Consider the following 20,477-nt stretch of genomic DNA (forward strand, 5'->3'; position numbering starts at 1 on the left):
ACTGTATTGTAACGGACTTATCAACAACTTAAAACATGTATTGGAAAACTTTAAGTAATATGCAGCAACAGTAGAAGAACGTGCGCCAAAAATTTAATAATTTTATAGGGCTTATGCACTTAAATTTTTTGCAATATCAAGTGCAGCGTAAGTGAATATTGCACTTGCACCCGCACGTTTGAAACCAATCAAAGATTCATAAATCACCTTGTCATAATCTAGCCAGCCATTATTTGCAGCAGCTTTTATCATTGCGTACTCACCGCTTACTTGGTAAGCAAAAATCGGAAAATTAAACTTATCACTTGCTGTTTTGATAATATCTAAATATGGCATACCTGGTTTAATCATAATAAAATCTGCACCTTCATTTATATCCATTTCAATTTCGCACATTGCTTCGTGCGCATTTTTATAATCCATTTGATAACCACTTTTGTCTATAGAATGTGATAGCCCACATGAACCAACGACTTGCCTGAATGGAGCATAGAAGCTAGAGCAGTATTTCACTGCATAAGATAATATTAATACGTCTTGAAAGTTGTTATCATCTAATGATTTTCTGATTCTTCCTACTCTACCATCCATCATATCAGAAGGAGCAACTATATCACATCCTGCCTTCGCTAAAGCAAGTGCTTGCTTACACAGTACTGATATAGTTTCATCGTTTTCTATATCCATCTGATTATCTTTTAAAATGCCGTCATGGCCATGAATAGTGTATGGATCCAGTGCAACGTCTGCAATAATACCAATTTCAGGTACCTTTAATTTTACAGCACAAATTGCTCTGCAGATTAAGTTGTCAGAATTATATGCTTCTTCAGCGTTTTCAAATTTTAGTTTACTATCAACTACAGGAAAAATTGCAACAGCATTAATTCCTAAATCTTTAGCTTCCTTAACTATAGACACTAATCCATCTATTGAATAACATTTTACGCCTGGTAAGCCAGAAATTGGTTCAGTTGTTTCTTCTCTGTCATGAACAAACAGAGGAAGAACCAGATCATTTACTGATAAACTATTTTCACTTGTTAAATTGCGAACCCATTTGCTCGAGCGCCTGCGTCTTAATCTTGTATTTGGAAAATTAAACATTGGATCCAGGCAAGTTCCCAGTAAAGAGCAACACCCCTGAAATGAGTATCACCCAAAGCACCGATATTGGTAGAAATACTTTCCAACCAAGGCGCATTAGCTGATCATATCGATAACGAGGTATTGTTGCTCTAATCCAAATAAATATAAACAAAAGTATAACTATTTTCAAAATGAACCAAATTAAACCTGGAATTTTGTAAAGTAAACTGAACTCCAGCGGCGGATACCATCCTCCTAGAAAGAATATCGTCATCATAGCACTTGCTAGAATCATATTTGCATATTCTCCAAGAAAAAAGAGGGCAAAAGGCATGGATGAATATTCAACGTTATATCCAGAGACAAGCTCTGCTTCAGCTTCTGGTAAATCAAATGGGTGACGATTAGTTTCTGCAAGCAAAGAAATAAAAAATATTATTCCTATAGGCATTAGTAGCAAATCAACCCAAAATGGCATATTGTGTTTCGCTACCACCATCTCTCCAAGATTTAATGTTCCAGTGGTAATAACGACTGCAGCAACTATTAAGCCTATTGAAACTTCATATGAAATCATCTGAGCAGCCGACCGTATAGCGCCAAGGAATGCATAATTGGAGTTGCTTGACCAGCCTGCAATAATCACGCCGTATACTCCCAGCGACGATATAGCTAGCACGTAAAGCACTCCAACATTAATATTTGCTATAACCTTAGGAATAACTACTTGCTGGCCATTTTCTACAATTACTTCAGCACCAAACGGTATAACTGCCCAGGCAATTAATGCCAAGATAAAGGTAAGCATTGGAGCCATAATGAACAGTATGGTGCTCGCTCTAAATGGTATTATCGGCTCTTTAATCAGTAGCTTAATAGCATCTGCAAATGGCTGCAATAGCCCAAAAGGTCCAACTACACTCGGGCCGTGCCTTAATTGAATTGCAGCAAGGACCTTACGCTCAAAGTATGTCAAATATGCAACTGAAAGTAGTAGCGGTACTAAAATAAATAAAATATTAACTAGTGTGTTCATAAAAAGCTTTAGTACAATCTGCCATTATTTTTGAAGCGCGACTTATTGAATCCGTCATATAAAAATTACACTCCTTTAAAGTAAAAGGTGTATCACTTAAATTTATTTTACCATTGCTAATTGGCACCCATGTGTTTTTTATCACTTGATCAGCATTTCTAAACTGTGGACCGATAGTATCTAATTTTTTTCTCACGTCAAATAAACTATCATATGGTAAGGAGAGATCCAAATATTGCGAGAGATTTTTAATAATTAACCAGTCCTCCTTTGCTTCACCTGGAGGAAATACAGCTAAATTTGTTCTTTGCACTCGACCTTCAGTGTTTACATAAGTTGCATATTTTTCTGTATATGCAGCACCAGGCAAGATAACATCTGCCACATGTGCACCCTTATCACCGTGATGACCTTGATAAATTACAAATGTGTTTTCTAACTTTGATGTGTCAATTTCATCTGCACCAAGAAGATAAACAACTTCTATTTCACCACTTTCTGCATGTTCCAATATTTGATTAATATCCCTTTCGCCTTTTTTAGGAACAAACCCAATATCTAGCCCACCAACTCTTGCTGCAGCTTTATGCAGCACATTAAAGCCATTCCAGTCATCTCTGACCATGTTAAATTCTTCTGCAATTTTGCCAGCTAGAATTAGAATTGATTCAGAATCGTCTCTTACTAATGCATCTTGACCGATAATCAGCATAGGGCTCTGAGCAGCACTCAGCAGCTTACAGAACTTATGATTTCCATTTGCTATTTCACTCAAAATATCAGGATTATCGCCCAATTTCTCAACATGATACAAATATTCAATGTTAGGACCAACACTTGCAACAGGAAAGTTGCCCTGTAAATATCTCTTTCTCAATCTTACGTTAATGATCGGTGCTTCTATCCTTGGGTTTGTATTTATAAGCAGACACAAATCCGCATTCTCTATACCTTCAATAGTGGTATTGAACACATACGATCCACGATTATTTGGTATAAGTTTTGCACCATCCTGCCTGCAATCTATATTTCCCGAGCCGAGCTTCTGCATCATTTCTTTAAGTAGAAGCATAGACTCACAATCTGCTAAATCACCTGCAATTGCAGCTATTTTATTTGATTTTGTATTCTTTAATTTCTTTGCAGCAGCAGTTAATGCCTCATTCCAATCAACTGGGGCTAATTTACCATCTTTTTTTATATAAGGTCGATCAAGACGCTGAACTTTTAGTCCATCATAGGCAAAGCGGGTTTTATCTGATATCCATTCTTCATTTACCTCTTCGCTCAGCCTTGGTAATATCCTCATAACCTCCGGGCCACGATAATCAACTCTAATTGCGCTACCCACAGCATCTAGCACATCTATAGTCTCACAATGTGATAGCTCCCATGGACGCGCTGTAAAGGAGTAAGGCTTTGAAGTTAAAGCTCCTACCGGGCAGAGATCTATGATATTTCCGGATAATTCAGAACTAATATGCCTTTTTATGTAAGTGCTAATCTCTACATTTTCTCCCCTTCCGATTCCTCCAAGTTCATTTGTACCTGCAACATCAGACAAAAATCTAACACACCGAGTGCAATGAATGCATCGATTCATCGCGGTCTCAATCAGTGGTCCGAAGTGTTTTTTTGGCACAGCCCTCTTATGCTCATCAAGTCTGCTGGTTCCTTTCCCATAAGCCATCGTGATATCTTGCAAATCGCATTCACCACCCTGATCGCAAATTGGGCAATCAAGCGGGTGGTTAATTAGCAAAAACTCAAGCACACCTTCACGTGCTTTTTTAACCTTAGGGGTATCAGTGTGAATAACCATCCCTTCTGCAACTGGCATTGCACAAGAGGCTACTGGTTTTGGAGGTCCACCCTCCACTTCAACCAAACACATTCTGCAATTACCAGCAATTGCTAAACGCTCATGATAACAAAAACGTGGAATTTCAACGCCCACGACTTCACAAGCTTGAATTATAGTGAGCCCATGCTCTACTTCACATTCCTTAGAATTAATAGTAACTTTAACCACAACTATTATACAGCTTCCCACTTTATAGGATTGCCGCTTACCTCATCTTCAACCAGATTGCCGTTGTCATATTGAGCAGACATATAATTCATGCGCGAATCACGATCTATATATCTAACAGGTTTTACCGGTTTATCTTTATACATTTTTTGCTCAGCTTTCTTACGCTGAGTAGGGTTATTTTTACTAGCTGTCTTTGCTTTCCCACCTGCTGCCATATAAACTCCTAAAAACTTTTCATTCTATTTTAACACTTAAGTATATAGCGTCAATATTTAATAACTTTAAAATTTCAATAGATCTCTTATTATAATCATTTTACAATCATTGTTTAAATAAAAAGTTACCCCTTGATGCCATTCCAGCGCATGACGCACAGCTGTACGAACATTGCAATTTGCAGGCAATTTGCGTGGCAGATTCAAGTAGCTGACACTGGTTTCCATCCAAGACAGCAGTAGCCCTTTCGGTGTTATTTCAGTGCTTGACACTGAAATCCAGGATTTTGATTGGATACTGAGTTGGTAAGCATAAAAGTGTAGCTAACGCGAGCTCTACGTCATACCGCGATTTATTCGCGGTATCTCAAAGCATAGATCCCGCTGCGGGATGACGATTGTCGTTTAGCCATAAATATTTAAGAAATTTACCAAATGAAAAAAAAGGCAAAAGAAGTCCTGGGGTTATTATCCGCTTTAAAATATTGGCGTTTTTTATGTTTTAAACGCTTGACAAGCAAGATTAAGCTGCTTTTAATTGCAACTAACTTACGCTGCAAATGTTTAAGAAATTTACTAAGCAGAAAAAAAGACAAAGAATCCCCGAGTTAGCTAGTCTTTTACTATCTCTGTCGAGTATTGGCATTTTTTGATGTCTTGTAACGCTTTATAAGCGCGTTCAGCTTATTTAGATAAAAATCTAGATGTAGATGAAGTTTTGTAAAGACATATAGTATCTATATACTGCAAAAAATTGAACATAAGACGCCGATACATTAAGTAATCCTTACCTTTTAATCTGCAGATTGGCGAAAGCAAATACAATAGCTTCAGTTTCATGATAAGGGGGCTGGCGGAGTTTGTCAAGGAAGTTTTTTCGTTTCTAACGATTGTTAACATGCTGCAAAAAACTATGCAAGAGGTCTACCACTTTATTAGGTATTTGTGCAGTTATTGGTGTTATCAAGATACTCCCTAATCTTCTTTAAGTCCTCCCAGGCTAAACGTTTTTGTGCCGGTTGGCGAAGTAGGTAAGCTGGATGAAATATAGCGGCTGTGGTGATTGAATTGGACAAATATTGGTTAGTGTACGTATGAAATCTACCACGCAAATTCGATATAGTTTTTGTGCTGTCAAGAAGGCTATAACATGCGATTCCCCCGACCAAAATTAAAATTTGTGGTGAAACTAGTGCAACGTGTTTTTCGACAAATGGTCTGCACATATCAAGCTCTAGGTCGGTTGGCTTTCTATTGCCAGGTGGACGCCAAAATACAGTATTGCTTATGTATACCTTAGTGCGATCAAGATTGATTGCATTTAACATTTTATCGAGCAACATTCCACTTGCACCACAAAATGGTATGCCTTGAAGGTCTTCATTTGCTCCTGGAGCTTCACCAACGAGCATAACTTTTGCGTTTGGATTACCATCGGAAAAGACAGTATTAGTTGCAGTTTTTTTTATCTCACAACCTTCAAATGATTCAACTGCACTTCTTAGTTCATCCACACTATTACATTTGCTTGCAAGTTTCCTTGCTTCGATTATCCAGTCACTTGGAAACATGTCTTTTCCATCTTTAGTGTCACCCCAGCGCGTATCTGCATCTTTCTTCTTGGTCCCAGTTTGGATAACAGAGGGTTGTACACTCTCTTTGCTCTCCAATTTTTTTTCCTCTTCACCCTCTGTTAGTGTGCAATCAACGCCCACTTCATGGTAAAATTTTAATAATTCTAGGTCTTTATTGCTCATAATGCTTTTTAACCTTTTGTGCTTTTTTCATGGCCATATCATACTTTAATTGAGATAAATGTCTAATATATAATATGCCGTTTAAGTGATCTAATTCATGCTGAATACACCTTGCAAGCCAACCACTAGCTTTTAGTGTTTGTTCTTCATTATCTAAGTCTTTATATTTCACAGTTAGATACTTTGGACGCTTAATTTCATGACTTTGCTCTGGAATTGAAAGGCATCCTTCCTTGAGAATTACTTGTTCATCGGATAATTCTGTAATCTCAGGATTAATCATGTAAAATTTGCCAGTTGAGCCATATCCTGCTGGCTCATTTTCAATCGTTTCTAGCTGAATATCCATAACAAAAATTCTCTTTAACACTCCAACTTGCACTGCAGCAAGGCCAAGACCTTCTGCATCATACATAGTTTCGAACATGTCGTTTACTAATTCTTTAATTTTATCGTTTATATCTGTTACTTCACTGGCACGTGTGATTAGTCTTTCATCAGGGGCAATTACAATTGGTAATATGGACATAAAAATTATAATTCTATGTTTTGCTTTTCCTTTTGTCCAGAATTTAGTGTATATTAAAATGTTGCTATATCTATAATAGAAATATAAATTATTAAAGGAAGCTACAATTTAAATGAAATTGCGTAATAAGGTTAACTAATGTACTCTGCAGTAATAGCAAAACCAAAGAGAAATGTTTTTGCTGTTTTAGACATAGGTACAACAAAGATTATTTGTCTAATCGTTAAGATAAATGGCAACTTCAGCTATAAAGTAACAGGAACGGGTTATAAGATTGCAGAAGGTGTAAACGGTGGATCAATAACTAATGTAAAACACGCAAATTACTCCATCTCATCAACTATAGGTTTAGCTGAACAAGTATCAGAAGAAACCATAGATCAGATATATGTGAACATTGCTGGATGTGGCATCTCATCTTTTAATGTACATAATGAAATTATTGCAGCTAACCATGAGATTTCTGAGCGTGATATAAGACGTGTAGTTTTTCAAACATTTGAGAAATATATTGAAGACAATGTTATCATTCACAATATACCACTAAAATATCACTTAGATGACATGACTGACATAAAAGAAGTTGGTGGATTGTACGGAAAAAGACTATCTGCTGATGTTAATGTTGTCACTGCTTCGCGTCCAGCGCTTACCAATATTGAAAACTGTATTACCAATAATGGTGGATTGAATATGGCAGGTTGTATTGCTTCTGCATATTCTGCAGGTCTTGCCTGTCTGAGTGGAGATGAAAAAGAGTTCGGGACTGCTATTGTTGATATAGGCGGTGGGTGCACTGCAATTGGAATTTTCAAAAGAGGGAAACTTGTGTATGCAAGCAGCGTTCCAATTGGTGGTGTTCATATCACTCGAGATATTGCTTACGGGCTATGCACAAGCATAGAACGTGCAGAGTATATAAAAATACTGTATGGCAGCACTATCGTAACTTCAATAGATGAGAATGAGTACATTACAATGCAAAACAACGAAAATGATGAACCTACTCAAGTATTCAAATCTGAGCTTATTAACATCATAAGACCAAGAGTTGAAGAAATACTTGAAATGGTAAGAGAGCAATTTCAAGAGCAGAAAGATCCAATTAATAAAGTAGTGATCACAGGTGGAACTAGTCAACTCACAAGCATGAAGGAAATTGCAGGCTATATATTCAATAAGCAAGTTCGAATTGGGTGCCCTGAGTCTTGTAGCGGTCTTGATGGCGAATATGATAAAAATCCTGTATTTTCTGCTGCTATAGGCTCTATAAAGCTAATAGTTGACACTTTTTATAAAAATAATTCTGGTATTTTAGGTCAGGATGGTAAAATGAGTAAATTGTATAATTGGGTTAAATCAAAAGTTACAGTCTAGATTTCTGTTTTACCACCTTTCATACAAATGACTTGACACTAGGATCCATAGGACTTATTTTTATAATATGTAAAATTATTATGTTTATGTATTTGCGAGTAAGCGTACCAATTACAATAAGACATGGAAAATATGAACATAACTATACACTCACAAGAAGATTTTGAATTTATGCGCAAGGCTGGCAGGCTTGCTGCTGAAACTCTTGATTTCATTGCACCGTACGTAAAGGTAGGGGTGACAACTAATGAATTAAATGATCTATGCCATGACTTTATAATTAATGCAGGTGCAATTCCAGCACCACTAAATTATAGGGGGTATCCAAAATCAATCTGCACCTCAAAAAATGCCGTTGTGTGCCATGGTGTTCCTGATGATACACCGCTTAAAGATGGGGATATTTTGAATATTGACGTTACGGTGATTTTGAATGGCTGGCATGGTGATACAAGTCGCATGTTTTGGGTTGGCAAGCCATCAATAAAAGCAAAACGTTTATGTGACGCTACTTATAATGCGTTGATGGAAGCAATCAAACAAGTTAAGCCCGGCAATAAGTTAAATGAAATAGGGCTTGCTATAGAGAAATATATTAGAGATTTTGGATATTCTATCGTACGCAGCTACTGCGGACATGGTATAGGAAAAGTCTTTCATGCTCCACCAAATGTAGTGCATTTCTATGATCAAGATGAAGATCTTGTCTTAAAGGAAGGTATGTTTTTTACAATAGAGCCAATGATTAATGCTGGAAAACATGAGACTCTGCTCAGTAAACTCGATGACTGGACAGTAACAACACGCGATCTTTCACTTTCTGCTCAATTTGAGCATACACTTGGAGTAACAAAAGATGGTGCTGAAATATTCACATTATCACCTAAGAATTGGCATTTCCCACCTTATAATTAGATTTTTTTAAATTCTGCTATACTGCAACTATACTTGGTTTACTTTGGGTAATTTTGAAGAAAGCTCACCCTTAATTTGCGATATAGCAACTAGCCCAATTAATGCACAGAAAATCATGTAAAAACTAGCTGAAGTCTCTTGTCCTGTAACCTTGATAATTGTTGTGCATATAAATGGTGCAAGGCCGCCAAAAAATCCAGCAGCTATATTTCTTGATAAACCAAATCCACTGTACCGAACCTTTGTTGGAAATAATTCGCACATAAGTGCACTGACAGGACCAAGCGATGCAGCTATTGGAATTATAAAAAGAATGTGTGCCAGCAAGTAATTGCCACTACATAACATTGAAAAAACTGGATAACTCACTATTACAAAAGCTATGAATGCAAATTTCATAACTTTTTCTCTTCCTACCTTATCAGAAAGTATTGCAAACAATATTGTCAATCCTCCGAGCGCAATTTGACTCAGTATTTCCACTATATGATTAAAATGAGTATTTACTGTTAATATTTTATTCGTAAGCACATTGAAAAATACCAAATATATATAGAGAGACGCATTTTCAACCAAGTCAATACCTATTGATATTAGAACAGGCTTTTTGTAATTGTTTAATAACTCTTTTAGTGGCAATTTAGACGGATTTTTTTGTCTTTTATACTCTGGGCTTTCATCAAGTATATATCTCACATATATGCTAATTAATCCCATTGCTAAACTGAAAATGAAAGGTAATCTCCACCCCCAAGATTCAAAATCAGATACTTTTTTGCATATGAGTACCGCTATCAGGCTTAATACTGAACCAAAAATTGCGCTTAATACTTCAATGCTGCCAAAAAATCCTTTTTTGTTTTTAGGAGCATGTTCTATTAAAAATGGTGCATTTCCTGCTTCTCCTCCAAGGGATATACCCTGCAATAGCCTTAAACAAACTACCAGAATTGATGCTAGTATTCCAATGCTTTGATAACCTGGAACAAAAGCAATTAATACGGTTGATAAAGTCATTAATATAATCGAGAGCAATAAGGCAACTCTTCTGCCATGTTTATCACCAATGTGACCAAATATAGCAGCACCGACTGGTCTCATTAAGAAACCCACTGCAAACACTCCAAAAGCCTTCAATACGCTGGTTAGTTGATCATCCGATGGAAAAAACACACCACCTATTATGTTTATTAAGTGGCCAAAAAGCATGTGGTCATACCACAATAAAGTGTTACAAATCAAACTTGAAAATATTACTTTTGTTATTTGCTGCATAATTTCCCTATAGCCTGTTTGATCTTATATATAAAAAAAAATGTGAACGTTATGTGAATATTATATTAACAATATTAAACCTTGATTTTAATATTATTGCTCATATATTCCGATAAGATACCATATTTTGGCAAGAAAATCTATGTACATAAATAAAATTGATGTGAAGAGTAGAGTAGAGTAGGATATCTACACCAACTGTACTTAAATTTTTTGATATGACACACACTCCAGTTTTGTTAAAAGAGATGCTATCACTACTATCACCGCAGGATGGTGGCATATACGTGGACGCCACATTTGGAGCTGGAGGGTATAGCAAAGCAATATTGGAGTCAGCTGATTGCAAGGTATATGCAATTGATAGAGATGAAACGGTAACTAAGTTTTATGATGATTTAAGCGTTAGATATCCCGATAGAATAAAACTATTCATTGAGAAGTTTAGTAATATTAAAAGTATACTAAGCAGCGTTGAGCCATCTCCTGTCATCCCAGTACTTGATACTGGAAAAAATAACTGGTCACGCGCTGGAATGACATCAAACGGAGTGGATGGAGTGGTCTTTGACATCGGAGTTTCATCTATGCAGCTTGATAACGGAGATAGAGGGTTCTCATTTTTACATGATGGTCCACTCGATATGAGCATGGATAACTCTTCTTATATAAACGCTTCAACGTTTGTTAACGCTTTACGCGAAGAAGAAATCGCAAATACTATATATAACTACGGAGGCGAACGTCATTCTCGCAAAATTGCAAGAGCAATAATAAATGCACGGAAGAAGAAAACTATCAAAACTACATTTGAGCTTGCGGATATTGTACGTTCCGTGGTATTTCGTGGAAAAAGCAAAATTGATCCTGCAACCAGAACATTTCAGGCAATCAGAATATGGGTAAACGATGAGCTAGAAGAACTTGAAAAGGGTATTAAAGCTGCATCTGAGATTTTAAGTGAGAATGGCAAATTAATTGTCGTCACCTTTCATTCCTTAGAAGATCGTATAGTCAAAACTTTTTTTAAAGATTTATGTGCTACTGATTGCAAGACATTCTCTCTGCTAAATAAAAAAGTGATCGAAGCAAGTATAGAAGAAGTAAGTGCAAATCCGCGTTCACGCTCAGCAAAACTAAGAGCTATACAGAGGTTGTCGTGAGAACTTTCTGCATCATCTCAATAGTTATGTTTTTTCTTAGCATTGTAGGACTATTTAAGGTAAAATTACATGTTCAGTCGTTAAATAGAGAGCTAATAAAAATAAAAAGTGAAATTAATTTAGTACAAAGTGATATGAAAGTTTTACAAGCAGAATGGAGCTATTTGAATAATCCAAAAAGACTTGCAAGCCTTGTAAAGAAATACCTGAAAAATAACTCTTTAATACTGGCTAGCCAGGTTAAAAATCTTGACTCTCTAAATGGCCGCAGTGTGCTAGCACAACTTAAAATCCATGATCAACAGTGAGATTAAGTCTTATTTTTTACAGATGAGCACATCACAATAAAACTTACTTTGTATCCGTTCAGGATAGCGGCAAGGTAGTATAACCATAGAGTAAAAGTGAGTTTACAACAAATGGTGTCATCCCAGTGCTTGACACTGGGATCCAGCCTTTCCATAATCATCAAAAACATTGTATTTTAACGTAAAACAGCTATTTTTATGCTTACCAACTTAATAAAATTCCTGGATCCCAGTGTCTGGGCACTGGGATGACAAAGGAGAGCAGTGTCAGCTACTTGCATAACACCATTTGTTGTGCAACTTACTTTAGTATGAAATTGCTTGCGTAAGATTTTGGCAGCCTCTTAACATTTTTTGGCATTTCAATTATGTATTTAACGTTGCGTTTTTTTGCGTAGAATACTGCTTTTTCAAGAGAATCAAACTTTAATACAATCTGTTTTTTTGGATCTTTTGAGCCAACCCACCCCATCAAAGGTTCAATGTAGTAAGAGCCAGATTCAATTTTTAGGTGCCAGAAATTTGTATTACCTAAACCAGATTGTGTTGCAGTTCTTGTTGGTTTATAAATCCTAAAAACTACTTTATCGTCAATGCCCATAGTTCTTGTTAAATAAGCTTAAATATATATCTAAATAAATCCTTTCACAAACAATTAGTATGAAAGAATGAAGTTTGAAATAAATATTTTTATGTTATATTATTGTTAAATTATATTAAAAGGATTAGCTGAATAGGAGTAACCGATGACGCAACAGGAAATAGTAACAATTAATGCAGAGTTACGTGATATAACAAAAACAAAAGCGATGCATTCTCTAAGGAAGAAAGGAAACATCCCTGGAATCATATATGGAAAGGGCCATGATAATGTAAATTTGACATTGTCTGCAAAGGAATTCACAAAGCAATATAAGTCAGGCTCTCTTTCTGCACATTTGATAGAGCTGAATATTTCGGGCAAAAAGGAATATGCTCTTGTTCGCGATATCCAATTGCATGTAGTAAAGGATACTGTGCAACATGTTGATTTTCAGTTTGTTGATAAAGGCAGTGAAATTAAAATAGACATACCTCTATCATTTGTGAATGAAAGTAAAGCTCCAGGAATCAAATTAGGTGGAGTGCTTAATGTTTTGTGTCGTTCTATTGCTGTTAAATGCTCTCCTGATAAAATACCTCAGGTTATTGAAGTTGATTTATCCGGTAAAATGATTGGCCAATCTATACATATCAATGATGTAAAATTACCAGAAGGTGTTAAGTTTGTAGCTCATGAAGAAGAAAATTTTACCATTGTTACAATTTCTGCTGCCGATAGTGACGTTGAAGAACCTCAAGCAGAAACAGAGGAATAGTGCACCTGATAGTTGGGCTTGGTAACCCTGGTAGTCAATATGAGTTAACTCATCATAATATCGGCTTCATCGTAGTTGATACAATTTGCAAATATTGGAATTTCCATTCGTTCTCTAAAAAAGCCGATTATCTGATAACCTCTGGCATAATTAATGATAATAAAATTATGTTAATAAAGCCTTATTCATTTATGAATAATTCAGGCATCCCTGTTGCAAAAATACGAAACTTTTACAAATTATCGCTAGATAATATCGTTGTCATACACGATGACGCTGATTTGGAACTTGGAAGAATAAAAGTAAAGAAAGGTGGTAGTTCTGCTGGACATAATGGACTTAAATCCATAGATAGTTTTATTGGCAACGATTATTGGCGCTTGAGATTTGGAGTGGGTAGACCTGAAGATCAAAGAAGCTTAGCAGATTATGTGTTATCAAAATTTTCAAATTTTGATAATGTTACTCCCTTAGTGGAAAAAATAGCAAAAAATATACACTTAATGCTGCAAGGAGATAATACAGCTTTTATCAATTTGATTGTATAATATTACGAAACACAGGAAGTGTATGGTCCCAGAGTGTGATGGTGTGGATTTAGTATGAACAATTCAGGAGATTTTGTCCACTGTAAAGATATAAACTCAAAAGGTGTAAGACCCTTAAGAGTTTTGAGTCTTTTAGCATAATTGTAGGCCATAACAAAGTCATAAAGATGCTCTTTGAGTTGCTGGTGAGACTGATAGTAATACTTCTTAACAGTGGCATTCTTTAAAGTTTTGTTCATACGCTCAACTTGCCCATTTGTCCAAGGATGGCTAACTTTTGTTAGACGATGTTCAATGTCATTTTCTTCACAAGCTCTATCAAATATATGTTGAAAAGCGTATTTATGGCGTTTTTGGTTGGTAAATTGTACACTGTTATCTGTCAAAATAGTGTGGATTTTATATGGTAAAATTTTAATCAAATTACGTAGAAACTCAGCAGCTATAGGTTTTGTAGCACTTTTATGCAACTCAACATACGTAAATTTGGATGTTCTATCTATTGCAACAAACAAATATAACTTTCCTTCTTCTGTTCTGACTTCTGCAATATCAATATGGAAATAGCCTATAGGATATTGTTTGAATTTCTTTTTTGGTTTAACTTCGCCATCAACATCTGGTAGTCTGCTAATGCTGTGCCTCTGTAAGCAACGATGTAGACTAGAGCGAGTCAAGTGTGGGATTGAGGTTTGCAAAGCGTAGAGACAATCATCTAATGGCAATAGAGTATGCTTACGAAATGCAACAATTACAGCCTCCTCTTCTAAAGTTAAAACAGTTGATCTTGCATGCTTCGGACCCATATCAGCGTCTTTGGCAAAAGACCGTTTTCTCCATTTAATGATAGTTTTTGGATTAAGGTTATAGTACCTGGAGAGTTTTGCTATGCTCTCTTTACTATTTTGTATTGCTCTACGAATTGTCTCTGTTGTTTTGGCGCACCCATGTAATATTTGTCCCATAATTCCTCCTTTGATGGTATTGTTTTCTCATATTTTATCATACCATCACACTCTGGGACCATACATCCCCCCCTCCCCCCTAATTCCTATATCAAACCTTTCTTTACTAGATTATATAGTCAATATAAAAAGCCATATAAAATTGCTTCCACTGCTGCCATGAGGAAATTGCTTATTCTTGCTAACTCTTTAGTCAGAGATGACAGGGTTTTTACTGAGGAATATAACTCTCTGTCTGTTTCTATCTAAGAGCCAGTATAGCTGTGGATAAGCACGTTTATACAGATAAAAGTACTTATCCACAGCTACATCAATTTTTCTATTGACTTTTAACACAACTGCTGAACAGATACATTCGTCATCCCGCTACGTGTTAGCGGCCAAGATACCGCGGCGGTATGCCGTGGGAAACCTGACTTGCATTAGCTATAAAATAGTGATTTATATAAATCCCATAGCATGCCGAATGAAGCGTTTTTTGAGGAAATTTGAATTTTCAACTGCAATCAAGCCAAGATTTCTTAGTGCTTTAGCGCAGAATATTCTGTTGGAAAACATCCTATTTAATCCATCAGTTGCAAGCGCCATTGTAAAATTATCAAAGTATCTGTTACGTGAAATTTTCTTTAATAAATAACTACTGCCAACATCAATACCAGATGCTTTTGCGGCAACTACGTGCTTTATAATACTTTCTACATCTCTAATTCCAAGATTAAGCCCTTGACCTGCAACTGGATGAATTGAATGTGCTGCATCGCCGATAAGCAAAACTCTACCCTTATATAACTTTTTTGCGAAAACAAAACTTAAAGGATAAAGTTTTCTTTCACCCTCTAATTTTATCTCTCCTAAATAAGAACCAAATCTTTTTTTAAGCTCTATAATAAATTCTTCTTCAGACAGATCCATTAGCATTTTTGAAATTTCAGATTTTTCTGTCCAAACTATCGAAGAAGTATAGCCACCCTTCATCGGTAGAATTGCAAATGGACCGCCAGGGAAAAAACGCTCCACAGCTAAGTTTTGGTGATGCAGTTCATGCTTTACATTAAATACTATGCTACTTTGTTTATAGTCAAATTTCACTGTCGGTATAGAAAATAACTCTGGTAATTTAGAGTTTTTGCCTTCAGCACAGATAAGTAGCGATGATATTAATTCCTGGTTATTATCAAGAATCACTTCCACATATCCTGAATCACAAGCAATTGTTTTATAGGAATGTGGAGAGTATATATTCAGTTTATTTAGAAAATTATTGTTGATTGCATTCCATATAGTAGCATTGTTGATAACATAACCCATTGGCTCTTCGCTAACCATTTTATGATTGTAATGCACAGTAACCGCATCTAATATGCATATATCAAGTATTGGCTCAGCTTCACTTTCCACAAACTGCCAAATCCCTAACTTTTCCAATATTTTTTTCGAGCCTTGAGAAATAGCAAATGCTCGATTATCATCTACTACACGTGGTAGACTATTTTTTTCAATCACAGCTACAGACACAGAGTCACAACTGAGGCCAATGGCAGTAATAAGACCAAGTAACCCACCACCTGAAATGATTACATCATAATTCATTTTATTTACGCTAATTGTAAAATTATATTTTATCTGTTTTGAAAATAGTTTAAACAAACTTTATAGACAAAGACCTATAGCTAACCCAAGAAAGGTTTCCCTACGTCATACCGCGATTCATTCCATAGCTGTACGAACATTGCAATGTGGCACATAGTAAACGATGTCATGAAAGTAGCTGACACTGGAATTCAGAAAAAAGGATGATGTTATTCCAGTGCCTCTATGATGTCATCCCAGTGCTTGACACTGGGATCCAGCTTTTTCATAATCATCAAAATATTGTATTTTAACATAAAACAGCTACTTTTATGCTTACCAACTTAATAAAATTCCTGGATCCCAGTGTCTGGGCACTGCCCACTGGTGGCCCAAACTACAACGTTCGTACAGTTGTGCGCGGTATAGATTCCGCTAACTAGTAGCGGAATGACGGTTTTTCAAATTGTCGGTAAACCTAAGCCACTTTAGCTATATCATCTTGAGAACACCTAAAAGTAAACTTCTGTAATAAAATGTTAATTACTTCATGCTAAGATAGATCTTATTTTATTAAAGGTATTAGTTTATGACTACAGATTGCAAAGCAAAAATGTTAAATTGCATTAGTAAGTACAGAGAAGAACTTGGAGAAAACAAAGCAGCAATCAAACAAACTTTAACTAATGATAAAATCAATATAAGCGATCACTTTTACCAGGGTGATAAAATCTGCAACGAAGAAATATTTAATGTAGGAGGCGAGTGTCAAGATACAAAACATGGTAACTCAGAATATACGTATGATGACTGGAAGCAAAAAATTGAAAAATCTCATGCTAAAGATTTGCTAAAAATGCTACAAGATAAAGCAAAAGACAAAATATTAAAGAGTTTTGAAGATTATGAAAAGTATCATGAAAATGCTGTTGAAGCTATAAAAAGAGAATTAGACATAGATTCGAAATTAAAGGCAATATTCAGAGAAAAGCAACAACCAGAAACTGATGAAACTCGAGCATATTATGACATTATACGAGGTTTGTATGAAAATGGAGACATGGATTCTCAATTAAAGTGCAGAGATCTTGATTGTTTTGATAGAACAATAAAGGATAATCTATCCCAAAAACAATCGGAATTAACTAATATAAAGAATAACTTTTTAGATGATACACAAAACATCTTTAAATATATTCAAGTTGAAGATAATATTTGATAGACGAATATCTATTTTATAGTAAAGAGGACAGACGAATTCTTAAAGTCTCTTTGCGTAAAGCTGTGTTTTTTTTAGAATTTTACAGCTATGCAATGTTTTACTGTTTCCAAAGCAATATCTTTATAAATTTTTGCCAAATCCTCACTTAACATTAAAGGATTTCCGCAATCAGAAGCATGGCATATTTGTGGATCTAGAGGAACTCTGCCTAGAAGTTTGATGCCCAGCTCCTCAGACATTTTTTTTGCACCGTCTTTTCCAAATATGTATATTTTTGAGCCGCTTTGAATGAAATAACTCATATTTTCTACAATGCCAATAACCGGTACGCTGAGCTTTGTAAACATATCATAAATTTTGCGAGCATCGATTAAAGAGAGCTTCTGTGGAGTTGAAACTATTATCGCCCCAGTTAAGTTAAAATTTTCCATAAGACTTAAATGCACATCGCCAGTTCCAGGTGGTGTATCAACTATCAAATACTCTATATCGGACCATTTTGTTCCCATTAGCAGATTATAAAGTGCTTTTGTAATCATAGGTCCGCGCCATATTGCTGCACGATCTTTATCGATAAAATAGCCAATTGAAATAGTATGCAGTCCATACTTTTCTATAGGCATTGCTTTACTATCCTGTATTTCTGGCTTTAATTTTTCAGCGCCAAGCATTTTAGGAATTGAAGGACCATATATATCTGCATCAACCAGCGCAATTTTGTGTTTTAACTTTGCTAATGAGAGAGCAAGATTTAGCGCAACTGTGGACTTGCCCACACCGCCTTTACCAGAGGCCACAACGATTATATTTTTCACTCCTTCGATATGTAATTTAGCTTTTTGTTGCCCAGTTTGTTTTTGACAAGTAGCAACCACGGTCACTTTTGTCACCCCCGGTATAGCTTTAACAGCTTGCTCACAATTTCTTCTTAATTCTTCATTTGCTTGCGTGTTACCGGCAACTTCAAGCACAAAACCAACATCTTGACCTTTAATAATAATTGAGGATATTATGCCAAGAGCGATCACATCTTTACCGCTTTTTTGCTCTATGACTTTTTTTAAGTTCTCTCTTACAATTTTTTCGTTGATCATTAGCCTTTTAGGTGATTTCTTCCTGAAGTCGTTTAATCTCAGCTTGAGGAAGGCCGGTTGTCTGAGAGATAATATCAATAGAGATGTCAGCTTTAAGTAAATTTTTTGCAACTTCGATTTTTCCTTTCTCTATACCTTCCTCAAGTTTGTATTCAAGAATGGCTTCTTCTTTCCGCAGATCCATTATTCTTTCTTCATATGCTACTAAATCTTTTTCATTCCAGCTAAACCTGTCTAATTCATCGTAGGCTAACTTTATTATTGGTGCTTTTTCTGCTATTTTCCTTAAGTCTTCTTCCGCAGTTTCATCTGCATATTGTTGTCTAAGTGAAGAAGGTCGCCCCTCCTCACTCGACTTCAAAACCGTACGTGAGACTTTGCGCCTCATACGGCTTCTCTCCAATTTGGAGCTTTTCATGCACACCTCCTGTGTAATTCATCGTGACAATGTCCATGTAACAAAGATAAGTTTTTGATCATGTTGTTTCGTCTATTCCGGTCTTTGTGATGTATTTCTATTGTATCATCACTTTTAAACCATAGTCTACAATTATCACATTTACTTTATTGTAACTTCAATAGTTTTATTACTCTTAATGGCTTATCTGGTATTTTTCTCAGACGTTTACCCCAATAAACCCAATCACCATCATATGGAGATCTGGTTTTTTGCACTTTGATATGTCGTTTAATAACATGATCGCTGTGTATAATAAAATGTATCTTGTTACTTGTCATAAAACGCCAGTTATCGTTATTATACTTTTTAAAGTATTTTCTTTTTATCCAGCATTTCCCTTTGTTTGGGTGCCTAAAGACTGACCTTACCCAGAAAAAGTGGAGAGAAAGAAAGGAGTTTTTTTGGGTAAAATAAAATTTTGGAGGATTAGAAATGGTAAGAGAATATACAGCAGAATTCAAATTGGAAGCTGTTAAACTGGCAAATGAACAAAGAAAGGTAGGTCAACCAGTTGCAAAAGTAGCAAGAGATCTAGGAATAAGGGATAGTGTATTAGGAAAATGGATAAAGAAACACAACGAAAAAAAAAGTCGGCGGCAAATGCATTTCCAGATGTAGCACCTTATGACAAAGAGAGGTTTGATTTACAAAGCAAGAGTAACAAGGGAAAGAGACATTAAAAAAAAAGCCCTGGCCAGTCAAAAAGAGTAAAATATTTTTTTATATAGTAACTGCTATAAAGTACAGGAATTATGTAGGATTTTCTGCTAGTGGCTACTATAAGTGGACCACAAGAAAAATAAGCAGTAGAGAATCAGCAAATAAAGAGTTATTAGCAGATATTCAAAAAATATATCAAGCTTCTAAATGTAGATATGGAGCTCCTAAAATTCATGCTGAATTGAAGGCTTTGGGTAAAAGTTGCAATTTGAAAACGGTGCAAAGTATTATGCAGAAAAATGACATCAGGGCTATACTGAAAAGAAAGTTTAAAATTAAAAAACAACAAACAGATAATAGAGCTGTAGCTCCCAATATACTAGATCAAAACTTTATTGTTGATCAACCAAATAAAGTATGGGATTACTTATATAAAAACCAAAGAAGGATGGCTATATTTGGCAACAATAATCGATCTATATTCACGCATGGTAGTTAATGAGCAGTTCAATAAATAAACAATTGGTTATGGACTCTTTATTAATGGCCGTTAACAAGCGTAAACCTGCCAAAAATCTACTATTACATAGTGATCAAGGTTCACAATATACTTTGCAAGGTTATCAATATCTCTTAGCTGTAAAGAATATAGATGAGTAATAAAGGCTGTTGTTACGACAATTCTGTTGCAGAAAGCTTCTTTAGCTCATTGAAAAGAGAAATACTTATTGATACTTCACAACACTCTGCTCAACAAACTAGAACTGCAATATTTGAATACATAGAAATTTTTTATAACAAACAACGTCACTATTAACTATTGCATTCCAGAACAATTTGATGCATCATTCTTTTTGTAAAAAACATTCCACACTTTCTCTCCACTTTTTCTGGGTAAGGTC

At 35.6% G+C, this 20,477-nt stretch carries 19 protein-coding genes and 2 pseudogenes; 8 read left to right on the forward strand and 13 right to left on the reverse strand.

Annotated features, from left to right (window positions below; all coding sequences use genetic code 11):
• Positions 1-111: 111 nt before the first annotated feature.
• The 6 genes from hemB to def all read right to left on the reverse strand — a co-directional run bounded on the left by hemB (position 112) and on the right by def (position 6,661).
• Positions 112-1,107 (reverse strand): porphobilinogen synthase, encoded by a 996-nt coding sequence (gene hemB / locus J4T77_RS00790; RefSeq protein ID WP_190321149.1) that lies wholly within the window; start codon positions 1,105-1,107, stop codon positions 112-114.
• Complete coding sequence (gene nuoH, locus J4T77_RS00795) at positions 1,100-2,125, reverse strand: NADH-quinone oxidoreductase subunit NuoH (RefSeq protein WP_038199678.1); 1,026 nt, start codon at positions 2,123-2,125, stop codon at positions 1,100-1,102. The genes hemB and nuoH overlap by 8 nt, the downstream gene beginning before the upstream one ends.
• The gene (gene nuoG, locus J4T77_RS00800) at positions 2,109-4,157 is read right to left on the reverse strand and encodes an NADH-quinone oxidoreductase subunit NuoG (protein ID WP_190321191.1); all 2,049 of its coding nucleotides are present in this window, start codon (positions 4,155-4,157) and stop codon (positions 2,109-2,111) included. Before nuoG ends, nuoH begins: the two co-directional genes overlap by 17 nt.
• A 5-nt stretch (positions 4,158-4,162) precedes the next feature.
• Positions 4,163-4,375, reverse strand: coding sequence for a hypothetical protein (locus J4T77_RS00805; RefSeq protein ID WP_006279675.1), 213 nt, complete (start codon positions 4,373-4,375; stop codon positions 4,163-4,165).
• A gap of 935 nt (positions 4,376-5,310) precedes the next feature.
• Positions 5,311-6,132 carry a uracil-DNA glycosylase gene (locus tag J4T77_RS00810; protein ID WP_010082207.1) on the reverse strand — a complete coding sequence of 274 codons (822 nt, stop codon included), beginning with the start codon at positions 6,130-6,132 and terminating at the stop codon, positions 5,311-5,313.
• Positions 6,122-6,661, reverse strand: coding sequence for a peptide deformylase (gene def / locus J4T77_RS00815; RefSeq protein ID WP_190321150.1), 540 nt, complete (start codon positions 6,659-6,661; stop codon positions 6,122-6,124). Before def ends, J4T77_RS00810 begins: the two co-directional genes overlap by 11 nt.
• 138 nt (positions 6,662-6,799) lie before the next feature.
• On the opposite strand from def, the gene ftsA reads away from it, so the two are divergent.
• Positions 6,800-8,038: a cell division protein FtsA gene (gene ftsA / locus J4T77_RS00820; RefSeq protein WP_190321151.1), complete on the forward strand. Its 1,239-nt coding sequence runs from the start codon at positions 6,800-6,802 to the stop codon at positions 8,036-8,038.
• A 132-nt stretch (positions 8,039-8,170) separates the two neighbouring features.
• On the forward strand, positions 8,171-8,953 hold the full coding sequence (gene map / locus J4T77_RS00825) for a type I methionyl aminopeptidase (protein WP_095742848.1): 783 nt from the start codon (positions 8,171-8,173) through the stop codon (positions 8,951-8,953).
• 27 nt (positions 8,954-8,980) lie between these two features.
• On the opposite strand, the gene J4T77_RS00830 is transcribed toward map, so the two are convergent.
• Complete coding sequence (locus tag J4T77_RS00830; RefSeq protein ID WP_010962408.1) at positions 8,981-10,228, reverse strand: MFS transporter; 1,248 nt, start codon at positions 10,226-10,228, stop codon at positions 8,981-8,983.
• 218 nt (positions 10,229-10,446) lie between these two features.
• On the opposite strand from J4T77_RS00830, the gene rsmH reads away from it, so the two are divergent.
• The gene (gene rsmH, locus J4T77_RS00835) at positions 10,447-11,391 is read left to right on the forward strand and encodes a 16S rRNA (cytosine(1402)-N(4))-methyltransferase RsmH (RefSeq protein ID WP_010962409.1); all 945 of its coding nucleotides are present in this window, start codon (positions 10,447-10,449) and stop codon (positions 11,389-11,391) included.
• A complete protein-coding gene (ftsL, locus tag J4T77_RS00840; RefSeq protein WP_010962410.1) occupies positions 11,388-11,699 on the forward strand; it encodes a cell division protein FtsL in 312 nt (103 codons plus the stop codon). Before rsmH ends, ftsL begins: the two co-directional genes overlap by 4 nt.
• A gap of 301 nt (positions 11,700-12,000) precedes the next feature.
• Here ftsL and J4T77_RS00845 read toward each other — a convergent pair whose 3' ends face one another.
• Positions 12,001-12,300, reverse strand: coding sequence for an NADH dehydrogenase ubiquinone Fe-S protein 4 (locus J4T77_RS00845; RefSeq protein ID WP_010962411.1), 300 nt, complete (start codon positions 12,298-12,300; stop codon positions 12,001-12,003).
• 145 nt (positions 12,301-12,445) lie between these two features.
• On the opposite strand from J4T77_RS00845, the gene J4T77_RS00850 reads away from it, so the two are divergent.
• Together J4T77_RS00850 and pth are read left to right on the forward strand one after the other, a co-directional pair.
• Entirely contained in the window at positions 12,446-13,057 is a 612-nt protein-coding gene (locus J4T77_RS00850) for a 50S ribosomal protein L25/general stress protein Ctc (protein WP_010962412.1), read from the forward strand.
• Positions 13,057-13,605: an aminoacyl-tRNA hydrolase gene (gene pth / locus J4T77_RS00855; RefSeq protein WP_070356754.1), complete on the forward strand. Its 549-nt coding sequence runs from the start codon at positions 13,057-13,059 to the stop codon at positions 13,603-13,605. The genes J4T77_RS00850 and pth overlap by 1 nt, the downstream gene beginning before the upstream one ends.
• Positions 13,606-13,607: 2 nt before the next feature.
• Here pth and J4T77_RS00860 read toward each other — a convergent pair whose 3' ends face one another.
• Positions 13,608-14,570: an IS481-like element ISWpi4 family transposase gene (locus J4T77_RS00860; protein WP_006279689.1), complete on the reverse strand. Its 963-nt coding sequence runs from the start codon at positions 14,568-14,570 to the stop codon at positions 13,608-13,610.
• A gap of 441 nt (positions 14,571-15,011) precedes the next feature.
• The gene (gene ubiH / locus J4T77_RS00865) at positions 15,012-16,160 is read right to left on the reverse strand and encodes a 2-octaprenyl-6-methoxyphenyl hydroxylase (RefSeq protein ID WP_010082229.1); all 1,149 of its coding nucleotides are present in this window, start codon (positions 16,158-16,160) and stop codon (positions 15,012-15,014) included.
• Between the two features lie 568 nt (positions 16,161-16,728).
• Between ubiH and J4T77_RS00870 the strand changes: the two genes are divergently transcribed.
• The gene (locus J4T77_RS00870; RefSeq protein ID WP_010082230.1) at positions 16,729-17,358 is read left to right on the forward strand and encodes a hypothetical protein; all 630 of its coding nucleotides are present in this window, start codon (positions 16,729-16,731) and stop codon (positions 17,356-17,358) included.
• A 74-nt stretch (positions 17,359-17,432) separates the two neighbouring features.
• Here the strand turns inward: J4T77_RS00870 and J4T77_RS00875 are convergent, their stop codons facing one another.
• The 3 genes and pseudogenes from J4T77_RS00875 to J4T77_RS07155 form a co-directional block, all read right to left on the reverse strand.
• Positions 17,433-18,455, reverse strand: a complete 1,023-nt coding sequence (locus J4T77_RS00875; protein ID WP_190321152.1) for an Mrp/NBP35 family ATP-binding protein — start codon at positions 18,453-18,455, stop codon at positions 17,433-17,435.
• A 7-nt stretch (positions 18,456-18,462) separates the two neighbouring features.
• A pseudogene (locus J4T77_RS00880) lies at positions 18,463-18,774 on the reverse strand (nuclease/transposase family protein); the annotation flags it as partial.
• A 95-nt stretch (positions 18,775-18,869) separates the two neighbouring features.
• Entirely contained in the window at positions 18,870-18,974 is a 105-nt protein-coding gene (locus J4T77_RS07155) for an HNH endonuclease (protein ID WP_190321188.1), read from the reverse strand.
• Positions 18,975-19,347: 373 nt separating this feature from the next.
• Between J4T77_RS07155 and J4T77_RS07465 the strand changes: the two are divergent.
• Positions 19,348-20,435: pseudogene (locus J4T77_RS07465) on the forward strand (IS3 family transposase).
• Positions 20,436-20,477 lie beyond the last annotated feature (42 nt).

This window comes from Wolbachia endosymbiont of Drosophila innubila, from assembly GCF_021378375.1.
In the GTDB taxonomy this organism is placed as follows: Bacteria; Pseudomonadota; Alphaproteobacteria; order Rickettsiales; family Anaplasmataceae; genus Wolbachia; species Wolbachia pipientis.